This is a genomic window from Moorena sp. SIO3A2, from assembly GCF_010672265.1.
GTDB lineage: Bacteria > Cyanobacteriota > Cyanobacteriia > Cyanobacteriales > Coleofasciculaceae > Moorena > Moorena producens.
On sequence record NZ_JAAHHC010000015.1, the window covers coordinates 325,853 to 348,226 of the forward strand.

Sequence of the window (22,374 nt, forward strand, 5' to 3'; positions counted from 1 at the left end):
CCCATGTTAACCTTTGCAAATCCTCTTCATTATCCCCTAGCGGTCTTAGCAGGAGGTGTAGTCCTGGCGATCGCAGTACGAGTTGCTCGACTTCCGAGCCCCATTGCTATTCCCCTAGCAGGAGTGGTCACGGTGGCTAGTGCCACTGTTCTTAAGCAAAAGGAAAGTCAACCACGCCCGACCCTACAAAACCCTGCTTTGGAAAGGGAATTACAACAGGTACGACAACAGGCTCAACTGATTGCTCAAAAAGCAGAAAGCCTGCGCTCAGAATCGGAAAAACTTGCCCTTGCTACCACCGAAATGGAGCTACTTTCTACTATTCAATTCGCATGCGATCGCGCTTTGGAATTACCCAGCAAAATTGATCAATTCTCCCAACGTCTCCATGGTACAGACTCCCTGCTTTCAGTAACCGATTTACAGCAGCAGTTGCAAGAGGTAGAAGCCAAACAAAATAATAGTTCTGGAGTCGCTAGGCAACAATTACAACAATTAGCGACCAGCTTAAACCACAACATTACCCTTGCCCGACAAGGGGAAGATGCCAGACAAGCCCAGGTGATTGCTCTAGCTACTTTGATTACCGATACAGCAGGAGTTCTACAACAGTTGCAGAATAGCCTGCGGACAAGCAATTTACAAGATGCCCAAACAGTGGAAGAATTGCGCTCCCTCAGTACGGAATTGGCAGGTTTTCAAGACAATATGGCTCTTTTCCTATCTTAACTTGATAGTAAGCTATCAGCTATCAGCTATCAGCTATTAGCTATCAGCTATCAGCTATAGCGGTTTTCAATACCCAATTGCAAACTGCTTTAAATAACTTAAGTTTAATACCAACTGATCTATTCCCTGTTCCCTGTTCTCTGTTCCCTATTCCCTCTTCCCTCTTCTCTGTTCCCTATTCCCTGTTCCCTAAAAAACCAGAAATATGTACTCAATAAAGTCGCAAATCGTTATAAATCATGGATAATAAAACCACTAAAACAATTACCTCCCTGGGGATTATCGCTGTTTCCCTAGGCATTGCCTACGCTCCTTTACCAGGGGGAAATCAAACCCTTTATGTGGTAAGTGGAACAGAATTGCAAGAACCCCTGGCTGTTCTCGAACAACGTTTTGAAGAAACCCATTCTACTATTAACATCGAATTGAAATTCCAAGGCTCCCAGGAATTAGTCAATCGCTATCTCGATGAAAAGAATGATTTTAAACCCACAATTTTAATTCCCGCTAATGGGGTTTTGTTGAATGAGTTAAGCGTCCGCTGGCAAGCCCAAAACACTACTACCCCCTTTTATGATAACCCCCAACCCATTGCCAAAACCCTATTAGTAGGTATTGCTTGGCCAGAACGGGGACAAGTTCTGTTTCCCGATGGTCGTTTTCAATGGTTAAGACTGGAAAATGCCATGAAAAAGCGCAATTGGCAGGAGATTGGAGGCAATCCTAACTGGGGTAGTTTTGACTTTGTCACTACGGATCCTAATCGTTCCAATAGCGGACAACTGACCTTAAGTCTTTGGACACAGAGTAATTCTGGGGGCGCAACCTTATCCCCAAGTAATTTTAATGGCCCGGAAATTCAATCTCTGTTCGGTTTAGTAAAGCGGTCTATCTATCAACCGCCACGGTCAACGGACACTCTATTGCAAGAGTTTATTACCCGTGGCCCCAATGAGGCAGATGTTGCTACTGTCTATGAAAGCATTGCCCTGTACCGTTGGCAACAGGCAGCCCAGACTCAAAGCAAGCCCTATCAGATTTATTATTTTAATCCCACCATTGAAACGGTTTCCACCGCAGCCATTGTGCGCAGAGATGTAAACTCGCAACAGGTAAAAGCAGCACGGAAATTCATCCAATTCCTGACAGCTCCAGAACAACAAAAAACCTTTGTGCAATACGGTTTTCGTCCTGTGCTTGGGGGTATTGATTTGCAATCTGTCTCCGGCAGTCCTTGGACAAAAGGTATACCCGGTGCAAAAACTGACCCTAATTTAAAAACCTTAGCACCACCAAATTCTGAGGTGATTGGGGAAATTCAACGGATGTGGAATCGGGTGGAGTAGGGAGTCGGGAGTAGGGAGTCGGCAAGAGGCAAGAGGCAAGAGGCAAGAGGAACCCACCCCTAACCCCTCCCAGGAGGGGAAGGCAAAAGGCAAGAGGCAAGAGGAACCCACCCCTAACCCCTCCCAGGAGGGGAAGGCAAGAGGCAAGAGGCAAGAGGAACCCACCCCTAACCCCTCCCAGGAGGGGAAGGCAAGAGGCAAGAGGCAAGAGGAACCCACCCCTAACCCCTCCCAGGAGGGGAAGGCAAGAGGCAAGAGGCAAGAGGCAAGAGGGGTGTGGGAAACCCCCTGATGAAGGCGCTGCATCGCTATTCCCTATTCCCTGTTCCCTATTCCCTGTTCCCTGTTCCCTGTTCCCTGCTCCCTGCTCCCTGTTCCCTGTTCCCTATTCCCTGTTCCCTGTTCCCTTTCCTATATATCGATTAATCTTTCTTAACAAAAAAGGTACCCGCAAGGGTACTGTGAAACCTGTATCAGGTCCAATAGTATATAAAGACGCACCAGTACAGAGTTGGTATAAATGCTCTGAATAAGTAGAGGGAAATATGGCTAAACAATTACCAAGCTATGAACGGATTTTTGGAGAAATTGATTTCAAAAAAGGCGATGAAGCCCGTTCAGTTTATTCTCCTGCTGCTTATTTAGCTGATTTATTACAACTGTTGGATGATGAGTTTAAGGAACACGGGTTTGACCAGCGTCGCAGTGATATCAAGGAAATACTGCTGGATGCTAAAAATACCTTTGAGATGCTACCTTACCTGGATCGAGTCAATGAGATCCTAGCCTCTAAAATCAAGAACAATGGAAATGGTGAGGCTTTTGAACAGATCCGTAAAGCGATTTATCCCTTTAACCTGCCCCAAGATATTGACTACGCAACAGTCAAGGTCTATCTTCAGCATCTTGGTGTAAAAGCAGAGGAACTTTATAGATTACTTGATGAGATGCCACAGCAAGAGCTGTTGGCAAAAGCCTATTTAGGGATCTTAGAACAAGAGTGGGCGACTCTGATCGAAACCGCCCGAACAGGCAATGCGATCGCACTGTGTTACGGTGTTACTAATTTATCAGACCTCAAGGTAAAGTCAAAGGATGATCAAGGTAAAGAGGTAATCGAAAATCATCTTGTAAGTGTAGATAAGTTTCTTACAGCTACCGGCATCAGTGAACTAGAACTTCGAGAAGTTTTATTTCAAAATCTTAATAAAAGTCAAGAAATTAAGAACGATAATTTAGCTAAATTTTTCTGTAATAGCTCTCAAATAGGGGCTGCTGATCTAACTGAGGATGAACAAGCCATTGGGTGGAAAATTCAAGATTCTAGATCACAGGGTGAAGAAATTGATTTCTGGCTAGACCGTGCCAACCGCTTCATCCGTCTCGCTAAGAAAACCGGGTTCACGTTTACCGAACTGGATATTATCCTACGTACCTGCTGTAACAATCAGTTAAACGCAAAAGCTATTACCCGTATCGCAGTTGTTCACTGGCTAAAGGCTAAGCTGGAACTGGAAGTTGATGAGATTTGTGCCTTGTTTGCTCCGATGAATATCCTCGGGCAAGGTAATGAGGAGATGCCGATTGACCTGTTTAACCGCGTTTACAATAACCCCTGTGCGATCGCTGATAAACAGTATATCTGGAATCACGCCAATATTCCTGAACAATTTTCTGAGCTAGGACTTTCCAAGATTGAATTCAAACTAGATATTCTCGATACATCCAATGATGGTTATCGAAAAAGGGTTGCCCACTCTTTGGATTTACCTACCAAGCAACTGACCTACTTAATTAAAAAGTTTCGTAGCCACTTGGATAACGATGAGCTTTGGAGCAAGGCGGATGAAGAAAGGTCAATGCTTACCACTTTCTACCGTGTAAGTAAGCTAGCCAATATCTGTGAGATTTCCCTGGAAGAGCTATTTATTATTTTCGATATCTTAGAAAAAGACCCCGCTGTTCGGCAATTTCAAAATTGCAACGTTTTAATAGACTTTAAGATAGATGAGCGGGATTGTTACCAAATCATCTCCAAGGATAATGTTGAAAACTCCATGTGGTTGATTCAAGTCGTTTATGGATTGACCCAATGGATGCAAAAGAACGACTTTTCTGCCCATGACTTGTTAAAAATAACCAGTGGTGCTTATGTCGATAAAATCGAATTGAAGAAAATTGATGACACCATGCCGGTTAAGAAAGTCAAAACCCAAAAGGAGATTGACGAGGAAGAGCAACTGGCGTTATTCAATAGTTGGCATCAAGCTTTTAAACCCTTACATTTTAAAGAATCATTACTAAAAGAAGCTGGGCTGGACAGCCGGACATCACGGCTGGTTTACGAAACCTTAAGCGATCGCAACTATCATCTGACGAAGAAAGAGCCTAGGCTGATTTCCTTTGATGCGAATCTTGTCAAAAAAGCAGCCATCGACGCTGTTAATAAAATTGACACCATTACCGAGAAAGATTTCTTGGGCTTGGGGATTGGGGAAAAAATAGCCGATAAAATCTATGACAATTTGATTCATAAAGGTCACTTGACTACTCAAGGCAGGCTGATTGAAGACCAACTCACTACCGATGTCAATAAATTCCACATTGATACAGATTTTATCCCTATTCGGTCTGAGCTGTTCAATCAAATTAGCAAGCTCCATCAAGACCATGATGATGTTTCTATTTATCCTTCTGATCTCAAACCCTTGGGGTTACAAGAATTTGAATCTAGAGAGCTCTACCATAATCTAATTTTTAACGGTTATATCGATGATCAAGGTGCCCTAGTTGAAAAGTCATTCTTCGAAGATTCTGATAATGAAGATAATTTTGAAGTTAATGCCAATATCGGTACCCAGTCAAAAGATGTATTCGAGATTCTGTCTAAGCGTAGTCAGGAGATAAAACTACACAAGATTGCGGTTAACAAAGGGATATTTTCTGAGTTAGGACTAACCGAGCTCGAAGTGGATGATTTGATTGAAAATCTCAAGTTTAACGACTATATCGATGAAAACGGGCATTTTGTCCATAACCTTAAACTAACTCAGCTCCCACTAAACGATTTTTCCCTGGCGTTGCAATTCTATCCCCATAGAACAGCCATATTATCAGCGTTAAAGCAACATATTGAAAAAAATCTGTCTAGTTATCTTCAGTTTAGCCGAGAGCATTTTATTGAAGTTGCCGATAAAATTGTGGCCAGATGGTGTTTCCAGGCGGTAAACTACCACTTTCTAGAAGGGGGTAAAATAGCCGAAAAACATAAAGCATTTTTCAGAGAAGAAGAAAATTCCGATAACTTCGATATTTGGTGGTCATTCGAGCCCACTGATAACCGGGTTGTGTTTAATACTTTGCGCAACATCGTACTGCTATCAGACAAGCTACAGTTAGTAGACCATCCACTAGATCAGCTGGGCTTCAGTAGCAGCGAAAAAGAGGAATTATTTGACCTTCTGATCAGTTTAGAGCACATCACCGATGACCGGAAAATCCCAGAGGATAAGCTTGACTATTTCCTAAATATCGACAATGCCCTGGCCATATCCCTAGAAGCATTTGAAGATTACCATAAAGATGTATTCTTTTTATTGCATGCCATTGCTAAAGAGCAATCGGCGATGGTTAATAAGGTGGTTGGCCTGGTTAAAACCCTAGCTGAGAAACAAGAAACCTTTATCTATAAACAGTTAAAGCAGACGTTTAACCTGAATGTGGATAGTATGCGAGTGATCTCTGCTGAGATGTTTAAAGGCAGTGATCATATTGCATCTGAATGGTTGTTACCCTTATTAAAGGCTGAAGATATTCTGGGCAATATTACCAAACTGCCCAAAGAACAACGGTTCAATACTGCCTATCGCCGAACTCAACAGTTTGCCTTGCTGGCCAATAAACTCAAACTGACGAAAGAAGATATTGAGCTGGTCTTTCATGATCAGAGTTTAGTCGAGAAGTTTCCTGAAAAGCTGGAACTTCCCCAAAAATCTAAACAAGAATCTACACCCATTACCACATTTGATGCCCTCCTGGAGAGCACCGATGGCAAGATCTACTTGTTCGCAGGTGACCGATATTGGATTTATGATGGCGTAACCTATGAATTAGAAGAAGAAGACGGAAAGGAACTTAAAGAACTTTCAGTTCACTTTGCCGGTAAAACCATTGATGCGGCTTTTGTGGACAATGAAGGTCGAAACGTGATTATCGCAGGCGGAAAATACTATCAGCAAGCCAAAGATAGTAAAGTTTGGGAACTAAAAGAACGAGAATGGGGTAAGCTCCATAATAACTTCCAGAACCTTGATAAAATCGATGCCGCTTATACCGATAGTAGTGGATACACCTATCTCTTTTCAGGGGAAGAATATGTTCGCAAATCAAATGGCAGCGAATATATCGACGAAGGCTATCCTAAAACTATTGCCCAAGACTGGAAAAATGAACCAGGCAACGAACAACTACCAAAACCATTTCAAGAATCCATAGATGCTGCCTTTGTCGGACATGATGGTAAGACCTACTTATTTAAGCAAGATCAATTTGTTAGTTCAGAGGACCTGACTAAAGCCGAGAGTATTATGGCTAAGTGGGGGCGGACGCAAAATAATCTGAAAACTACTGGCAAAGTGGATGCAGCTTATATCGATGGTAGTCAGATCATGATCTTCTGCGGCGATCAGATATTTAGCTTTAAGGATTGCCTGGAAAATGATGGGGTGATGCCCACGGAAGGGTTCCCTAAACTCATTAAAGAACACTTTAACAATCTTCCTGCTGAGTTCCACCAAGATATTGATGCGGCTTTTAAAGATAACAATCAAGTAGTTTACCTATTTAAAGACAAAAAATATATAACTATTGATTCAAGCAATAGTCAGATTACCCCCCATGAAATTAAAGAGCATTGGGGTAAAACCTTAAACCCCCTGACCGATGGTTCCGTAGATGCCGCCTTTGTTGGTCTTGATGGCAAAACCTATCTCTTCAGCGGCAATCAGTATTTCCGTTATTCCAGTGATGACTATTCCGAAGTCGATGCAGGGTATCCGAGAACGATCGCATCTGACTGGGGGGGATTAGAACAAGTTAATGCAGCCTTTGTCTTGGATGGAAAGACTTATTTATTCGATAAGTCTACTTCAAAACCGAAGTATGTTCGCTATTCAACTAATGACTACAAAGAAGCAGATGAAGGGTATCGGGAGCCAAAACTTGTCAATGATAACTGGTGGAATCTGCCTCAGCATTTAATTAATGCTGGTTTTGCAGCAGTTGATGCGGTTTTCACAGATTATAATGGCAGCCACTATCTATTTTCTGGCAACCAATTTATCCACTCTGATGCTATGCACCGTTGGTGGTCAGAGCCGCAAACTATTTCCGAAAAATGGGACGACATCCCCTTTACTAAAATACATGCAGCCTTTACTGGCAAAGATGGAAAAACCTATTTCTTTTCTGGCAATGAGTATGTTCGTTTTTCAGACAAAGAGTTTTGTCATTTGGACAACGGCTATCCCAGAAAAACTGAGAAATTCTGGGGCAACATCAAAAATAATATTTTAGAAACTGGAAAAATTGATGCGGCGGTGCGACTGCATTCTGAATGGGAGGAGGAAGTTAAAGGTCAAACTGAGACTCAGAAGCAAAGCGCAATTCATACTTATCTATTTTCCGGTTCACAATTCTTCCGATACACAGATGACAATTACGAGAATGTTGAATCTGGTTATCCGAAGTCAATCAAAGATGCTTTAGCCGATGAGCCTCGCTTTAAACAGCTAAAGGAAGATAAAGAGAGTCTCGCCTTAGTCGAAAAATTGACTGCCGCGTTTGCTGATCAGCGTAATGTTTATCTTTTTGCTGATCAACAGCTTCGCGTCATTTCCAATAGCAGATCAAAAACCTACAAAGACTACACTAATGCAACCTATGTAATTCAATGTGCCTTTATTCAAGACGGCTCGGTTTACATTGAGAGCCAAAACAGAGGTTGGGAGCATAGTACTAGCTTAGAAGGCGTAAAGTGGGACCGACTTAACAAACAGCCTGAATGGTTCACTAAACTCCCTAATGATTTCAAATCGGGTATAGACGCTGTACTCAAAGGCACAGATGGCAATACCTATCTATTCAAAGACAAGCATGTTTACAACCTATTGTTAGATGAAACCAGGGATATAGAACAGGAATGGGGTCGCGTAGCCAACCGCATCTATGAATCTGGACAGCTTGATGCTGGACTCGTGGGCCGGGATGGAAAAACTTATCTGTTTTCACAGGATCAGTTTTTTACCTATGAAAATAATAAACCCATGGATAACCCAGCGTCGGAACTACCGGAAATGATCAAAGATCATTGGGGTGGGTTAACTCGTGTGGCTCATGCTTATGTTCTCGATGGTAAGACCTATCTACTAGAACCCCCTAATGAAGATGGCGAGTTCCGATATGTTTGTTACTCATCCAACGACTACACAAAACCTGATAACGAAAACCCGATGCAGGCCGACCAGAGTTTTTGGAAAATTCCCCAGGAACATCAAGAAGAGGGTTTTGACCAGGTTGATGCTGTATATGTTGATGGTGACAATCTGATCTTGATCCATGATGGTAAATTCCTGGAACATCATCCCGATCCCGATCCCGAAAAGGATTATTGGTCTTATCCGAAGTCCCTAGAGCAGTTGTGGAAGGGGATTGCTTGTGATAATCACGTCATTGAAGAGTTAACCACTGTCTTCGTTGATAAAACCGGTGCTATGCACTGTTTCAACCCTGAGTGTTTCTTAACCATTACCCCTGATTCAAGTAATCCAGGGTCGTTTAAGATCGGTGATATCCACAGAACACGCTATCATTGGGGACTGGTTAAGAATATTTTAACCGAAAAAGTAGATGCTGCGGTTGTTGATACTAAAGGGATAACGTATCTATTCTCAGGTGACCAATACGTCCGTTATTCCAGTGATGACTATCGACAGATTGATAAAGATTACCCCAAATCTATCGCTATCAACTTACGGAAAGAAGCCAGCTTTAAACATCTACCGGATGAATTTGAAGAGAAGATAGCCAAAGACAAAGCCAAGCTAGCAGCAGTGGTGATCAATCAACGGAATGTGTATCTCGTGATCGATACCACCTTGTTTGTTGCCTCCATGGAACTGGCGGCTAATTACGACCTGACTAAACTGGCTTGCGGTGAACAACCCTTTTTAGCCAACGGTAAAATTGATGCTGCGATCGCATTTATTGATTCATCGGACAAGAAGAGCTATACCTACTTGTTCTCCGGTAACCGTTTTATTCGCTATTCCGGTGACGAATACGAATATATCGACAGCGGCTATCCCAAAACCATTGCCTCGGGCTTACTGGATGAGCCGATATTACCTCAATCTACTTTCTCTACAGTTCCGGTTGAGTTAATTGATGGCATCGATGCTGCCCTAAAAGACAAAGATGGGAAAGTTCATCTGATTAAGGATAGACATCTTTGGGTTAACGATAGCAACACTCAACTTAAGGTAACAGAGACCTGGTTAAAGACCAATAACAATTTTGAGGAACCCGTTACATCAATCGATGCTGCCATTATTGACCAGGAAGGTGGTTTACTGGTCTTTAAAGGCAATCAATATATCCGCTATGGTGGCCCATTACAGAAATATGTTGACCCAGGTTATCCTAAGTCCATTGCCAATAACTGGGGTAATCTGCCCAATCACTTTGAAAGTGGTATTGATGCAGCATTCCAGTTTGAAGGTCATAGCTACTTTGTTAAGGCTGACCACTATGTTCGGTTCATCAATAACAGCCATGAATGTCCTAAGATTATGGGGCCTTATCAGTTTAAGCTGCGATGGGGAGACTGGGCTGATTACCTGATCTCCGATATTAAAGTAATCACCGAGTTTAAACAGCTTAACGATACCTATGCTAGCGGTGATTCCACCTTGACCGATATCCTTCATCCGAAACAAGGCTATACCAAATTGCCCTATTTTGATTTAGCAGAGCTATTTGATTGGGATATCAATCAGCTCAAGTGGCTCAAGAAAAATAATGGCTTTATCCAAAAGCATAATCAATTTGAGAATCGGTTTAATATTGAGCTTATCCTACGGATATTCGATTTCTTCCAGGTTGCTCATAAAATTTCCACAGAGCCTAAGACGCTTTATTCACAACTACTGGTTAAACTCTTTGTAACCAAGGCCCAGTTCAATAGCGGTCAGCAGTATCCCAGTCATAGTAATATCGTTGCTGCCAAAGAGGAGTTAAACAAACTGCTGACCACAACCCACTGTGGTGCAAAAGGGGTGGAGTTGCTACACAACGAAATCCGGGATGAATTGAATCTGATCAAGCGTGATGCACTCTTACCTTATGCTATTCATAAAGATCAAGAGGTAAATAATGCTCGTGAACTTTATCAGAAATTATTAATTGATGTGGAAATGGGCAGCGAGGCATCCACTTCTAAGATCAAAGAAGCGATCGCAGCAGTTCAACTGTTTATGCATCGTTACTTTATTAATCTCGAATCCGCCGAGCTAAAACCAGATCAGGCTCAACGCCGTCAAGACTTGCTGAACCGATGGGAATGGATGAAGAACTATCGGGTTTGGGAAGCCAACCGTAAAGTCTTCTTGTATCCAGAAAACTATATTCGAGCGGAACTCAGAGATACCAAAACCCCAGAATTTAAAGCCTTAGAGCAAGAACTCCTGCAAGGGGAACTGAATGAGGCCAATGTCACCCAAGCCTTTAATCGGTTTATCGACCAATATACCGAGCTATCACAGCTCAAGGTGGCTGGGGGCTATGTGTATGATCATCCCGACAATCCTGATGATAAAAACATAGTTCTGTTTGGTCATACCATCAGTGAGCCTCGACGCTATTATTATCGAAGCGCTACCTTTATCAATGGCGAAACCGACTCAGTTAATTGGCAACCCTGGGAAGAGGTTAATATTCAAATTAATTCCGAGCGGGTTTACCCAGTATATACCCTGAATCGGGTTTATGTTTTCTGGGCTGAAATCGAACAGAAAAGCAGTATAGGTTCAGATACAGGGGTCAATATCAGTTCAGAAAATAACAACACTAAGGTCGAGTCTAACGCTGTCACCGAATCTGTTTTGCAGATTTATTACTCCTATTATGATTTGAACAAAACTTGGGTTCCTGCCCAGAAACTAAATCATCAGATGACATCCAATTACACCATTACTAACTATTTTATAGATTTTAGTGGTTCAGAAAGGAGTAAGGCACTCAATCTGGATAGTATTCTAGTACACTGTCACTATGTGACCGAAAAACAGATTAAACCGAAATTGAATGCAGATGGGTTCGCAGAAAGGGAAGAACTTATTAAGGCGATTGAAAAAGCGTCTGTGGATGGTGACAGTAAAGTCTATCTGAAGGCAACCAACACTGATAGGCTTCATCTGGTCAATTATGAAAAGGATCTTCTAAGTTACGTTAAACGGATTCTTCCTGGAGATGCATTTGAAGCACCAGAAAACCAGTTTAAAATAGTTGAATCTACCCTCGATAAAAATCGCAATGATCTTATTTCTATCAAGTCCACTGCAACAGATAAGCCGGATTTCTATCTCAGGCATCAGGGAGATCGAATCAAGCTTCACGAACAAGCAGACGATAATTTATATAAAAATGATTCCAGTTTTCAAATCGTTAAAGGCTTAATTGGTGACGGTTACACCTTCGTATCAGTCAATTATTCCTACGATGTATTGTACTTTGATAATGATGGTGCGATGTGGAAGAAAGACTGGCGAACACTTACGTCTCAGCAAGAAAAACGCCATGCCACCTTCCAAATTATTGCTGATCGCAGAAACGAGGTTAGCAGTTTTAACTTCTATCCCGAAACCAGAGATGTAAAAATTAAGGCAAGTCAGTCTAATACTGCTGGTGTCAACCGTTCTGGTATTGATACCTTTAAAGAATTATTTCCTACTGAAAAAGTGAATAAACTTGAACCCCCTGTACTGTTGCATGTTCCAGAAAACAAAAACTCACTCACCTGGGCATGCTTCTATTACAAAGGGGCGAGCTTCCTGTGTAAACCAGCTTCGGGAGCAACGGATACTTATACGAACGGAGACGTTAAAACACTAGATACTACAAAAGTGTTTACTATGAACGCGGCCTTTGTTGCTAATAATCAGTTGTACGCATTTTCAAAGGAAGGCGAATATACGACAACTAGTATTCCATCAGAGTCAGAGAATAAGAAGATGGAGGATCTTGTTATTTCTTCTGTAGAAGCGACGAAAGATAAGTGGGGTAAGGTCAATAATAATATTCAACAAAATAACCATGTAGACGCTGCAATGGTTAAAGGAGGAAAGACCATATTGTTCAGCGGAGACCAGTACTTCGTCTATTCTACTTCCTTTGAACAGGTTGATGATGGTTATCCAATAAAACTAAGTGAAAATAAAGATAACCTACCCCAGTGGGAATCCATGGACGCTGCCTTTGAATATGGCAATAAGTCGTATTTTATCAAAGGAAATCAGTATGTCACATCCGATGATCTTAACAACCCATTAAAGATTTCGGATAAGCTCTGGCCACCGACTGATGACGCAAAAAGTATTAGAAACGCATTTGATTATGGACAAGATACTTATTTGCATGATACCAGCGGAACTCTCAAGAAGGCGTCAAGTAAAGAAGAGTTACTTAGTAAGCTTGATGGATTATATACTGCTAATATAGAACAACTGAACTTAAGTCAGGTTACCGAAGCGTTTGTGGTTAATGAGGATGCTTTCTTTATCGCCGACAATCAGTTCTACAAAAATAGCTCTACTAGTGATGCCTATCTACTACACTATATTGCTGAAATAAAAAGTTCACGGAGTAAATCCCTCGTCGGGTTATCCATATATGGGGAGCACTTTATTTTAGCGGTTAATGATCCTCAACCGAAACTATTTGTATTTCATAAGGACTTTGCCAGAAATGTTGATGGAAGAAATCAACCCACAAGGTCACCTATGAAAACTATTCATGTTAACGGAGTGCCTTCTAACCAGTTAACAGGAATGTATATTGACTCCCAGGGTCAACTAATGCTTCTTTCTGCGCAAAATTACATAATGGGTCCTAGCTTTAATAAGGTAATGAGTTCATTGCTTATTCCATGGTCTCAACCCAAGAATATTGCAAATTATACATCTAGGGCAGATACTGCCGTTTCATCCATTGACTATGCCTTAACCAAGAGGGATTCCACCGGTAGCCAAATCTTGTATTTGGTGTCTGGCAACCAATACATTAAGTTTGTTGGCGACCCATCATTGTCTCAGCCTGTTACGGGATATCCAAAGAAAATTTCCCAAGGCGGAGAAGATGGTATTCCCAACGAAAATGGAATTAATGCTGCTTTCTTTAGCTCTGATAATAAAATCCGATTTTTCCAAGGAAATATTTATTTCACATCTGATAATGCCTCGGATACAAAGACCATTAAGAAGGATTGGGGAAAAGTAAAAAATAACATCCAAGATGGTAAAGGTGTGGTTGATGCAGCTTTTACTCACAACGAAAAAACATACCTCTTTTCCGGGGACCAGTATTATCGTTACCAGGGTACTGAGTTCGATAATGTCGAACCGGGATATCCTCGACTATTGAGGAATAATACGGAAGGGTTGCCTCGATGGAATGGACCGGTTCGAGCGGTATTTGAATTGGATAATAAGGTTTATCTCTTCGACCATAGTCAATACGCAATTTTCGATCCCGAATCCAAAGCCACCAAAGAAATTAACAATATCCAAGGTAACTGGGTATGGCCCGAGGGATTCGATAAGTTCGACGCTGCCTTTCAACAGGGTAGTCATGCCTACCTAGTATCAGGAAAGGAATATGTGAGGGTGGAGGAATTTGTCACTAAGCAAAATGCTAAGTATGACATCATTCGTTTGTCCTCGATGACGGGAAGTAAATTGAGTCAAAAATTGTTTGCCCATGGCATCGATGACCTATTTAGCCTACAGAATCAGGAAATCGATGAACTCCCGATGTTTAAAAAAGTAGACTATGACCCTAATAAACCAGCAAAAGAAAGCCCTGATACTATTATTGAAGTGAATCCCAAGAGGGTCGAAACCCTTCCCTTGCATTCACACTTGGAATTTCGGGGTGCGAATGGCCTTCACTATTGGGAACTTTTCTTCCACGCGCCATTGCTGATTGCTCAATCTCTGAATACTCAACAGAAGTTTGAAGAGGCGAAGAAATGGTTTGAGTTCATCTTTGACCCGACCGATGAAGTGGAATATTGGAAATTCTTGCCGTTCTTATCAGTGGATATTGAGGCTTTGATTACTCGGATCACGTCTTATGCTAGGGCATTAAACCTGAATGCATCCGCAGTCATTGGCTTGCTTCAACCCGAAAAGGACAAGAAAAAGTTTGAAGAAGCGTTTGAAGGAAAACGCGAGCTTTCCAGTGCAGAAAGGACTCAGTTGGCAAACTTGCCTACAGAACCAGCAATTACCAATCTGAAAGATACAGTTGATGCTCTAGCGAAAGTTGACCCTAATGCCAAAGCTTTAGCGGAAACTTTAGAGATAGTTAAACGACTTCCGATCCGGTATGGATTTATGGTTCCCGATGAAACCAGCAGTATGCCGCAAATCCAAGCCTACCTGAAAGACCCCTTCGACCCTCATGCCATTGCCCGACTCAGACGCATTGCCTATCGACGCACCACAGTGATGGCCTATATCGATAATCTGATCGACTGGGGGGATCAACTGTTCCGTCAGTACACCAGGGAGAGTATCAACGAAGCCCGGATGCACTATATCTTAGCTTACGATCTCCTCGGACAAAAACCCGAAAATACGGGTACCAGACTATTGTCTGATTCAAAACCCTTTGGGCGTAATGGCAACAATGGGATTGAAGGCATTCATGATAAAGGCGCGGAGGCAGATAGTAGTCAATATGACTTTTTGTTTGATGTGAGTAGGAAAGACCCAGATGAAAAGAGTCTAACCTTCGCGGCTAATATTCATAGCTCGGTCACTCAACCCTACTTCTATATACCCGAAAATCAAAATTTAATTGACTATTGGGATCGGATTGAAGACCGGCTGTATAAAATTCGCCATAGCCTAAACATTATGGGGATTAAGCAACCCTTGCCCTTGTTCCAACCTCCCATTGACCCGATGGCTTTAGTTCGCGCAGTAGCAGGTGGCGGTGGCATCGGTGGCGCGATCGCAGGATTGTCAGTTGCTGTACCTCATTATCGATTCAACTTTATGTTGAATAAAGCGCGAGAGTTGGTAGGTAAACTCAATCAATTCGGTGGGGATTTGTTGGGAGCGATCGAAAAGAAAGATAGCGAAGCCCTGAGCTTGTTACAAAATCGTCATGAGAAGGAAATTCTCGAAGTTACGAGCCGGATTAAGGAAGCGCAATTAAATGATGCACTTGAAAACTTGAAATCCCTTGAAGAAAACAAGAGAAGTGCTGAAGGGCAACTTGAGCATTATAACGAGTTAATTAATTCAGGCTTATTATCATCAGAACAAGCCCAAATCGGTGCGATGGAAACAGCTAAAGATTTACATTTAGCATCGGCTATTCTGAAAACATCCGCCTCAGTTGCTAGCTTAATTCCAACATTCTATGTAGGCCCTCCATTTGCCTCGACAGTTGAGCCACCGGCATTCAATGACTTCTTGTCCTCTGCTGGTGATACTGTTTCTGGGTGGGCAGAAATGTTTAGTCTTGGCGGAGAAATTGCAGGTATATATGCCCAATTTGAACGAAGTTTGGAGGATTGGATACTACAACAAGCAATGGCTGAAAGTGAAATCAAGCAACTGGAAGCCCAAATAGAAGGGGCAAAATTTCAAATCAATGTCGCAAGGCTTGAGATACAGTCAACCGAAAAGGAGATCAAACAAAATGAATCAATGAAACGCTTTATGACCAGCAAATTCTCAAACGAACAGTTGTATCAATGGATGACCAGCAAGCTCTCAGGTTTGTTCTTCCAAACCTATAAGCTCGCCCATGATATGGCCAAATCAGCCGAAAAAGCTTATCAATTCGAGCGCGGTCTAAAAGAGAGTGAGGTCTCGTTCATTGGCGGTATGTATTGGGACAGCTTGCGGAAAGGTTTACTCAGTGGTGATTCCCTAGGGCATGACCTAGACCGCATGGAGAAGGCTTATATTGATACCAATAGCCGTTCTTTAGAAATCGGGAAACATATTTCCTTGGCGGAGCTGGACCCGATGGCCTTTATTCAATTGAAAACAAAAGGCACTTGTGAGTTCAACCTCTCGGAAGCCTTATTCGATTACGACTTCCAAGGGCATTACCGCCGTCAGGTTAAAACGATTGCCATAGAAATCGATGCGGGTGAAGGAAAAACCGTGAATGCCACCTTAACTCAACTCCGTCATAAAACAGTGATGGAACCAGACGTGAAAGCGGTGAAATACTTACTGAATCCCAAAGGTAAGGAACCGATGTCAATCCGCAGCGATTGGCGCACCACTCAGCAAATAGCCTTGGGTGACATAGGAGAATATGACGAACCGAACGGTTTATTTGAACTGCGATTAGATGATGAACGTTTCCTTCCCTTTGAAGGAACAGGTGCGGTATCAACCTGGCGATTAGAGTTAAGCGGTAAGCGTGGCAGCTACAACTTGAACGAACTGAATAAGGTGACTATCAAGTTGAAGTACACTGCCCTTAATGGCGGTAACTCATTCGCCAGTGCGGTGAAGGGGATGTTAAAGCCCTATCCCACAGCTGTTTATATAAATATGGCGGAAACATTTCCTCAAGAATGGCAGGCGTTTATTAGTGACGAAACTGAAGAACTCGACATTATGGTCAAGCGGGAGATGTTGCCAAATTTATCGGGAAGTAAAATTACTGGGTTGGTGCCTCATTATGAAATGCAAGGGGAAGGGCAGGTGAGTTTGATTATGAATGATGATGATGACCTGACATTGAAGCATGGCAAGTTTAATGAAGGGAATGGCTTGATGATCCGAAACTCAGGAGCGAGTTGGAACTTTAAAGCCAAAGGGGATAAGAAGAGTTTGAGTAATTTGGGGTTGGTTGTGATGTATAAGGCGGTTGTTTAGACAACCAATACATCCAAGATTTAGTTGAATAATAGTAAAGAGGAAATAGTGACATGGGTAAGTCAAGACGTAAAGAAGCTGAACTCGCAAGAAAAAAAGCAAGAGAAAGAAAATATGCTCATGTAGATGATAGCTCGGATATAGCTATCCGCCAGCAAGCAATGGAGAAATATGAAGCGGAGAAAAAACACGAATCAAAAAACAATAAATTATTCCAAAACGAGAATGTGAGAAGAGGAGCTATCCAAAAGGAAGAGGATGAAGCGATAGAAGCCCTAAAAAGACAGGAGTTAAATCAACAAGAACAAAGGCAACGCCAAGAAATTGAAAGGGAAGAGGATGAAGCGATAGAAGCCCTAAGAAGACAGGAGTTAAATCAACAAGAACAAAGGCAACGCCAAGAAATTGAAAGGGAAGAGGATGAAGCGATAAAAGCCCTAAGAAGACAGGAGTTAAATCAACAAGAACAAAGGCAACGCCAAGAAATTGAAAGGGAAGAGGATGAAGCGATAGAAGCCCTAAGAAGACAGGAGTTAAATCAACAAGAACAAAGGCAACGCCAAGAAATTGAAAGGGAATATGAGGAGGGGATAGAAGCCCTAAAAAGACAGGAGTTAAATCAACAAGAACAAAGGCAACGCCAAGAAATTGAAAGAGAATATGAGGAGGGGATAGAAGCTTTTAAAATACAGCAAACTCAAGAGCGCAATAGGAAAAAGATAACCCAATTAATTGAAAAGGAAATTGATACGTTGGTGAACAATCAGAGGGATAACTTACAAGTTCATCCAGATAATGGGGCTCAGGTAATGGAAGGTTTCGCCAAACTTGCAAAGCAGGATAAGCAATATCTTCTTGAAAAGGTTTCTGGTGACGTTATAGAATATCTCAACTCAGATTTAGCACGGGATAACAATTTGCAGGATGAGAACTTATCTAGCTTCATCAACGAAAGAATAGGAATTATAAAAAAAAATGCCTGGAAAATAGGGCTTGTTAGATTACGACAAAAAGGCACAAGAGATAATGGAACAGGAAACAGCCCCGGATTTCTACTAGGGGCCAACCTAGAGAAAGACAAGCAAAAATTTCCTAAAACCAAACATGATGCCAAGGAAGTAAGGAATGAAAATGGGCTCTATATTCCAGATAACAATGAGATATCAAACCCAACAGCCGCTGTCGTAAGAGGCCATCAAATTGCGGACAATTTTGGGGGTGCAGCACACCACATTAATGCAGTATCAAACACATATTGGCAAGAAGAAAAACAAACGGCTATCGAGAAAGCAATCAAACAATCTATCGCCAATAATATAATAGATAGTTCCAAAGTCGTCATCAAACACACAGCATACGCCTACCCCGGAACCACAACGGACAGTATTCAGGCGGCAAAATATATAAGTTATAAGGTGTTGATAAAAAACGGGGACAAAGTGGACACCGTGATTCGAGAGGTGATCGATGATCGCACCTACGTAGGGCAGGAAGTGGAAACAAGTCGAATAGAGATCAATAATTATCAGAAGCAAATGGAGACAAAGCTCAAGCAATATAGCGAAGATCGCGAGAAAAGACTCTCGGCCAAAAACGAAACAACAGGCATTTCCCAAAAGCTCACCATTTCAACTTTAACAGGATCGCAAAATCAGGTATTCCCCCGAACGGAACCTAGGCAAACGCCCCCGCACCAAAAGCAGTCTCAACATAAGATTGATTAGAGCGATCATTTTGATCGCTCTAGGTTGGGTGAAACGTTTTCCAACTGTTGACCGAAATCTATCTTGCCAAACCCAAAGTGGAACCTAACCTACTTTTCTATCATAAACAAAAGTAAAAGAGTAAAAGGAGGAAATATGAAGAAACAATCGCGTCAAATTCTATTACGAAAAGCCGACAACATTGCCGAACTGTTGCAAGGTGAAGCACGGGTAAAAAGCAATCTGAACACAAAAGAAGGTGGAGAGTCCCAAGTTGAAAAAACAGGTACAGGTAAGCAAAAGGGCGTGTTAGGGGATATGCCGGATACTGTTTCGTTCAAGGACTTAAACCAAGAAGCGCAGCCGCAGACGATGACCAAAATAGTCGTTCAGCTTAACAAAGATGAGAAAGACATGAGGGAAAATTTAGAAAAAAATTTGCGGGCAAAGCCGCAAGCCATGCTCACAAAGAGAGAAGAGCTTGTGCAGAAAATGCAAATAAAAGAAAACTTCAATGCGTTTAAAGAAGATGCACAAAGTTACGATCAGATGAGAAACTTTATCACAACAGCTAAATCCTTGGATCAATTAAACGAGAAAAGCGTGAAATCTAAAGGGTATAAAGGAATTATACATTTTGGAAACAATAATACGATCAAGAAACCAGGATCATTGGAGCCGGTCGTGGTAGCTGCAAAAGGGCAAGCGAAGTCGGTATATGGAGGTGCCGAACTAAATTGGCAGAACACACAAGCAGAGCTCAAAATCTTAAACAACACAAAGAATGAAATAACCAAAAAGGTGCAATACGCCAGGAAAGTCAATAATGCACAAATTTCGCTCGTGCGCCTAGAGAGGGCATTGGCTAATAACGAAGTAATCTATTTCCATCTTAATATGTTTAATAAAGACATAATCAAGGCGATATTGACCCAAAATGAGAATTACCAAGTCGATAAATTCAATCCGGTGAAAGAATCCGTAACTGCACAGGAGCTGTATCACATCTATAAGCACTGGGATCTTTTTCAAGGAAATGTGGTCTTCTTTCGCAACCTTGAGCCCGTTGTCCCCCCATGGTACATCATGGCAACATTTTGATTTCCGCTCTTCTAGGAAGCGTTAATAACGCACCAAAGCAACTGAGAAGGAAGGCGAGAGAGCATATAAACAGAACAATCTCTCACGTTCTTCTGATTCAATAATAATAAATAAGGAAAAAACTATATATGTCACTCTCAAGTAAAGTCAAAAAAATCCGCAAAAAGAAAAAAGATGCTAAGAAAGCGAAAGCAGCATCAAAAGCATATTCAGATTCTTCCAATTCCCAATCCCAAGGAAAAATCAATCCGATCACCGGTATGACCACCGAGGCGGAGATCAAGACATTGAGTGAAGCCCTTGCCGGTGCTTCTAACCTGTCCAAAGATGATGCTGCTTCTTTGTCTTGATGCAGTCGCTCATGGGGGAAACCACGGCAGTCGCTCATGGGGGGAACCCCCAAGACCGCGCTGCCTCCCCAAGACCGCGCTGCATCGCTTTTAAAGCAGGGGCAAGGTCTGAGAGACAAAAGGTCAAGTGGTCAGCCCATCTCAAAGTCTGAGATAGCCTCTTTCAAAGACTCTACGGGTGATATGTTTAATAAATTGGAGGATGTAAAAGGTTTCGATCAATTAAAAAATCCATTTACGATGACCGAGAGTGAGATCAATCAACAAGTTGAGCAACTCGCTCAGGCGATGGAGAAAGCGGTAAAAGTCCCTTCAGACAATACCAAAAAAATGCTCAAGGATACCTATGCCTTAATGGATCATTTAACCAATACCAAGGGTGACAGGGATTCTGCCGATGGTGAGGCAAGAGATGACTCAGATACCAATACCTCTAGCGCTGATTATCAAAACTTACTCAATAACTTCAAAGAATCTTATAGTCAGCATTATGATGCCTTAGAGTCAAGTGAAGCCGGTAAACCCATTGGTGGTCATTTGTTTAATATGACCAAAGATGAACTGGATGCTGAGATTAAGGATATCAATCAAAAAATAGCAGACGCGAAACAACTTCCACCAGAGCAAATTCATGAGTTCGTTCGTGATGCCTATGCCTTAAGAGAAAAGCTATTTGATTTTTCTAAATCCGCAGAAAATACTGCTAGCACCGATAGCTCTACTACAGAGGATAAAGAAGAGAACACAAAAGCGGATGAGACGATAGATCAAGAGGTGAGGGATAAAAATTCACCAGAGGATCAAGTTGCGAAAAATGAGGTATATCGAGAAATAGGTGAATTTAACCAAAAACATGCTGGCACGATGGAGGAGATAGTGCGGGCGTCACTCAAGTAGGGTGCGCCATTCAACAGTGCGATCGCCCGATATTGTAGGGTGCGTTAATGAAATGTAACGCACCAAATTCCTATTAATTTTAGAAGATAATTCCGGGTGTAATAATGAATCATCTAAATTTTTAAATTTCTTGCCATTCCCGAGCATTGACAAATAAAGATAGGTGCTTTGTATTATTGGTTGCCACAGTAACGTCATACCCAGAATTAGTAACTAAAATAGCTTGAGCGGCTAAAATAACATCTCCATCTAAAGCTTTAGGATCCGCTGTTGGTTTTCCTTTTTTTCTGACTTCCGCCCATAATTCGGCAGCTTTTAACATAACTTCTGTAGTAATCGGAAGATATATTATTTCGGCTTTAAGGCGATTGAGTTTCTTGATTCCCGATACCTTATTTGCTCGTAATAGTTCTCTTCTAATTTCATAATCGATAATTTCAGGTAAAACAACATCATATCCTCGGTCAAAAAGATTATAAAACCATTCTTGACATTTCAGTGACAACGCAGCGCCTTTTGGATTTGTAATTAAACCAACAGGGGCTGAATCTAAAACTATCACTTTGCTCATCTTAGTTTAAATCGAAACTCCTTTGATCGATTTAATGATTTCCCAAGTTTCTTTTTGGTCTTCTTCTTCGTCTAACTCATTCCAAGATTCAAATAACTCCTTTAACTTTTGTTGTTGCTGCTTTCGTTGAATTGGATCAGATTTTTCCAGCCGATCCATCGCTTTTTGCCAATGATATACAGATTCTTTATTCGTCATTTGGCTTTGACGAAATAAACGAAGGATTTGTAATAATTGTGGAATCTGTTCGTCGGGAATATTTTCAATTTCTAATAATAGATCGTCACGCAAATCAGTAAGGGTACGTGTTAGTTCAGAACTCGAATGATTCATGATTCATTTCCTCAAGATCGAGAGTATTAATTTGTTCTGGTTTTCCAATTTGTTGCACTTTTATATTATAGTGCGATCGCGATCTTGTCGGGTGGGTTGAGGAAATGCTAAAGTAACGCCCCCCCACACTTTGCTAGAATAAAGCGCAGAAGCAAAGGT

Annotated in this window: 11 protein-coding genes; 8 read left to right on the top strand and 3 right to left on the bottom strand. The window is 41.7% G+C overall.

Features of this window, described 5'->3' with window-relative positions; translation table 11 throughout:
* The first annotated feature begins 3 nt into the window (after positions 1-3).
* Positions 4-729: a hypothetical protein gene (locus F6K64_RS18900; RefSeq protein ID WP_008189722.1), complete on the top strand. Its 726-nt coding sequence runs from the start codon at positions 4-6 to the stop codon at positions 727-729.
* Positions 730-968: 239 nt separating this feature from the next.
* The gene (locus F6K64_RS18905) at positions 969-2,075 is read left to right on the top strand and encodes a substrate-binding domain-containing protein (protein WP_287265984.1); all 1,107 of its coding nucleotides are present in this window, start codon (positions 969-971) and stop codon (positions 2,073-2,075) included.
* On the opposite strand, the gene F6K64_RS18910 is transcribed toward F6K64_RS18905, so the two are convergent.
* A complete protein-coding gene (locus tag F6K64_RS18910) occupies positions 2,013-2,381 on the bottom strand; it encodes a hypothetical protein (protein ID WP_271969197.1) in 369 nt (122 codons plus the stop codon). The genes F6K64_RS18905 and F6K64_RS18910 overlap by 63 nt on opposite strands.
* A gap of 239 nt (positions 2,382-2,620) precedes the next feature.
* Here F6K64_RS18910 and F6K64_RS18915 point away from each other — a divergent pair, with 239 nt between their 5' ends.
* From F6K64_RS18915 to F6K64_RS18940, 6 genes are all read left to right on the top strand, one after another.
* Positions 2,621-17,260, top strand: a complete 14,640-nt coding sequence (locus F6K64_RS18915) for a hemopexin repeat-containing protein (RefSeq protein WP_287265985.1) — start codon at positions 2,621-2,623, stop codon at positions 17,258-17,260.
* A gap of 53 nt (positions 17,261-17,313) precedes the next feature.
* Complete coding sequence (locus tag F6K64_RS18920) at positions 17,314-18,984, top strand: coiled-coil domain-containing protein (protein ID WP_287265986.1); 1,671 nt, start codon at positions 17,314-17,316, stop codon at positions 18,982-18,984.
* A gap of 135 nt (positions 18,985-19,119) precedes the next feature.
* A complete protein-coding gene (locus F6K64_RS18925) occupies positions 19,120-20,064 on the top strand; it encodes a hypothetical protein (RefSeq protein ID WP_287265987.1) in 945 nt (314 codons plus the stop codon).
* A 128-nt stretch (positions 20,065-20,192) separates the two neighbouring features.
* The gene (locus F6K64_RS18930) at positions 20,193-20,414 is read left to right on the top strand and encodes a hypothetical protein (protein WP_287265988.1); all 222 of its coding nucleotides are present in this window, start codon (positions 20,193-20,195) and stop codon (positions 20,412-20,414) included.
* Between the two features lie 11 nt (positions 20,415-20,425).
* Complete coding sequence (locus F6K64_RS18935) at positions 20,426-20,566, top strand: hypothetical protein (RefSeq protein ID WP_287265989.1); 141 nt, start codon at positions 20,426-20,428, stop codon at positions 20,564-20,566.
* A 31-nt stretch (positions 20,567-20,597) separates the two neighbouring features.
* Positions 20,598-21,311, top strand: coding sequence for a hypothetical protein (locus F6K64_RS18940; RefSeq protein ID WP_287265991.1), 714 nt, complete (start codon positions 20,598-20,600; stop codon positions 21,309-21,311).
* 121 nt (positions 21,312-21,432) lie between these two features.
* Here the strand turns inward: F6K64_RS18940 and F6K64_RS18945 are convergent, their stop codons facing one another.
* The gene (locus F6K64_RS18945; protein WP_287265992.1) at positions 21,433-21,882 is read right to left on the bottom strand and encodes a PIN domain-containing protein; all 450 of its coding nucleotides are present in this window, start codon (positions 21,880-21,882) and stop codon (positions 21,433-21,435) included.
* A gap of 6 nt (positions 21,883-21,888) precedes the next feature.
* Positions 21,889-22,215, bottom strand: a complete 327-nt coding sequence (locus F6K64_RS18950) for a hypothetical protein (RefSeq protein ID WP_287265994.1) — start codon at positions 22,213-22,215, stop codon at positions 21,889-21,891.
* Between the last annotated feature and the right edge of the window lie 159 nt (positions 22,216-22,374).

Excerpts from the sequence above, each read along its gene's own strand:
- F6K64_RS18905 (WP_287265984.1), top strand. The coding sequence starts at position 969 with ATGGATAATAAAACCACTAAAACAATTACCTCCCTGGGGATTATCGCT.
- F6K64_RS18925 (WP_287265987.1), top strand. The coding sequence starts at position 19,120 with ATGAAGAAACAATCGCGTCAAATTCTATTACGAAAAGCCGACAACATT.
- F6K64_RS18900 (WP_008189722.1), top strand. The coding sequence starts at position 4 with ATGTTAACCTTTGCAAATCCTCTTCATTATCCCCTAGCGGTCTTAGCA.
- F6K64_RS18920 (WP_287265986.1), top strand. The coding sequence starts at position 17,314 with ATGGGTAAGTCAAGACGTAAAGAAGCTGAACTCGCAAGAAAAAAAGCA.
- F6K64_RS18915 (WP_287265985.1), top strand. The coding sequence starts at position 2,621 with ATGGCTAAACAATTACCAAGCTATGAACGGATTTTTGGAGAAATTGAT.
- F6K64_RS18910 (WP_271969197.1), bottom strand. The coding sequence starts at position 2,381 with ATGCAGCGCCTTCATCAGGGGGTTTCCCACACCCCTCTTGCCTCTTGC.
- F6K64_RS18945 (WP_287265992.1), bottom strand. The coding sequence starts at position 21,882 with ATGAGCAAAGTGATAGTTTTAGATTCAGCCCCTGTTGGTTTAATTACA.
- F6K64_RS18950 (WP_287265994.1), bottom strand. The coding sequence starts at position 22,215 with ATGAATCATTCGAGTTCTGAACTAACACGTACCCTTACTGATTTGCGT.
- F6K64_RS18940 (WP_287265991.1), top strand. The coding sequence starts at position 20,598 with ATGTTTAATAAATTGGAGGATGTAAAAGGTTTCGATCAATTAAAAAAT.
- F6K64_RS18935 (WP_287265989.1), top strand. The coding sequence starts at position 20,426 with ATGGGGGAAACCACGGCAGTCGCTCATGGGGGGAACCCCCAAGACCGC.
- F6K64_RS18930 (WP_287265988.1), top strand. The coding sequence starts at position 20,193 with ATGTCACTCTCAAGTAAAGTCAAAAAAATCCGCAAAAAGAAAAAAGAT.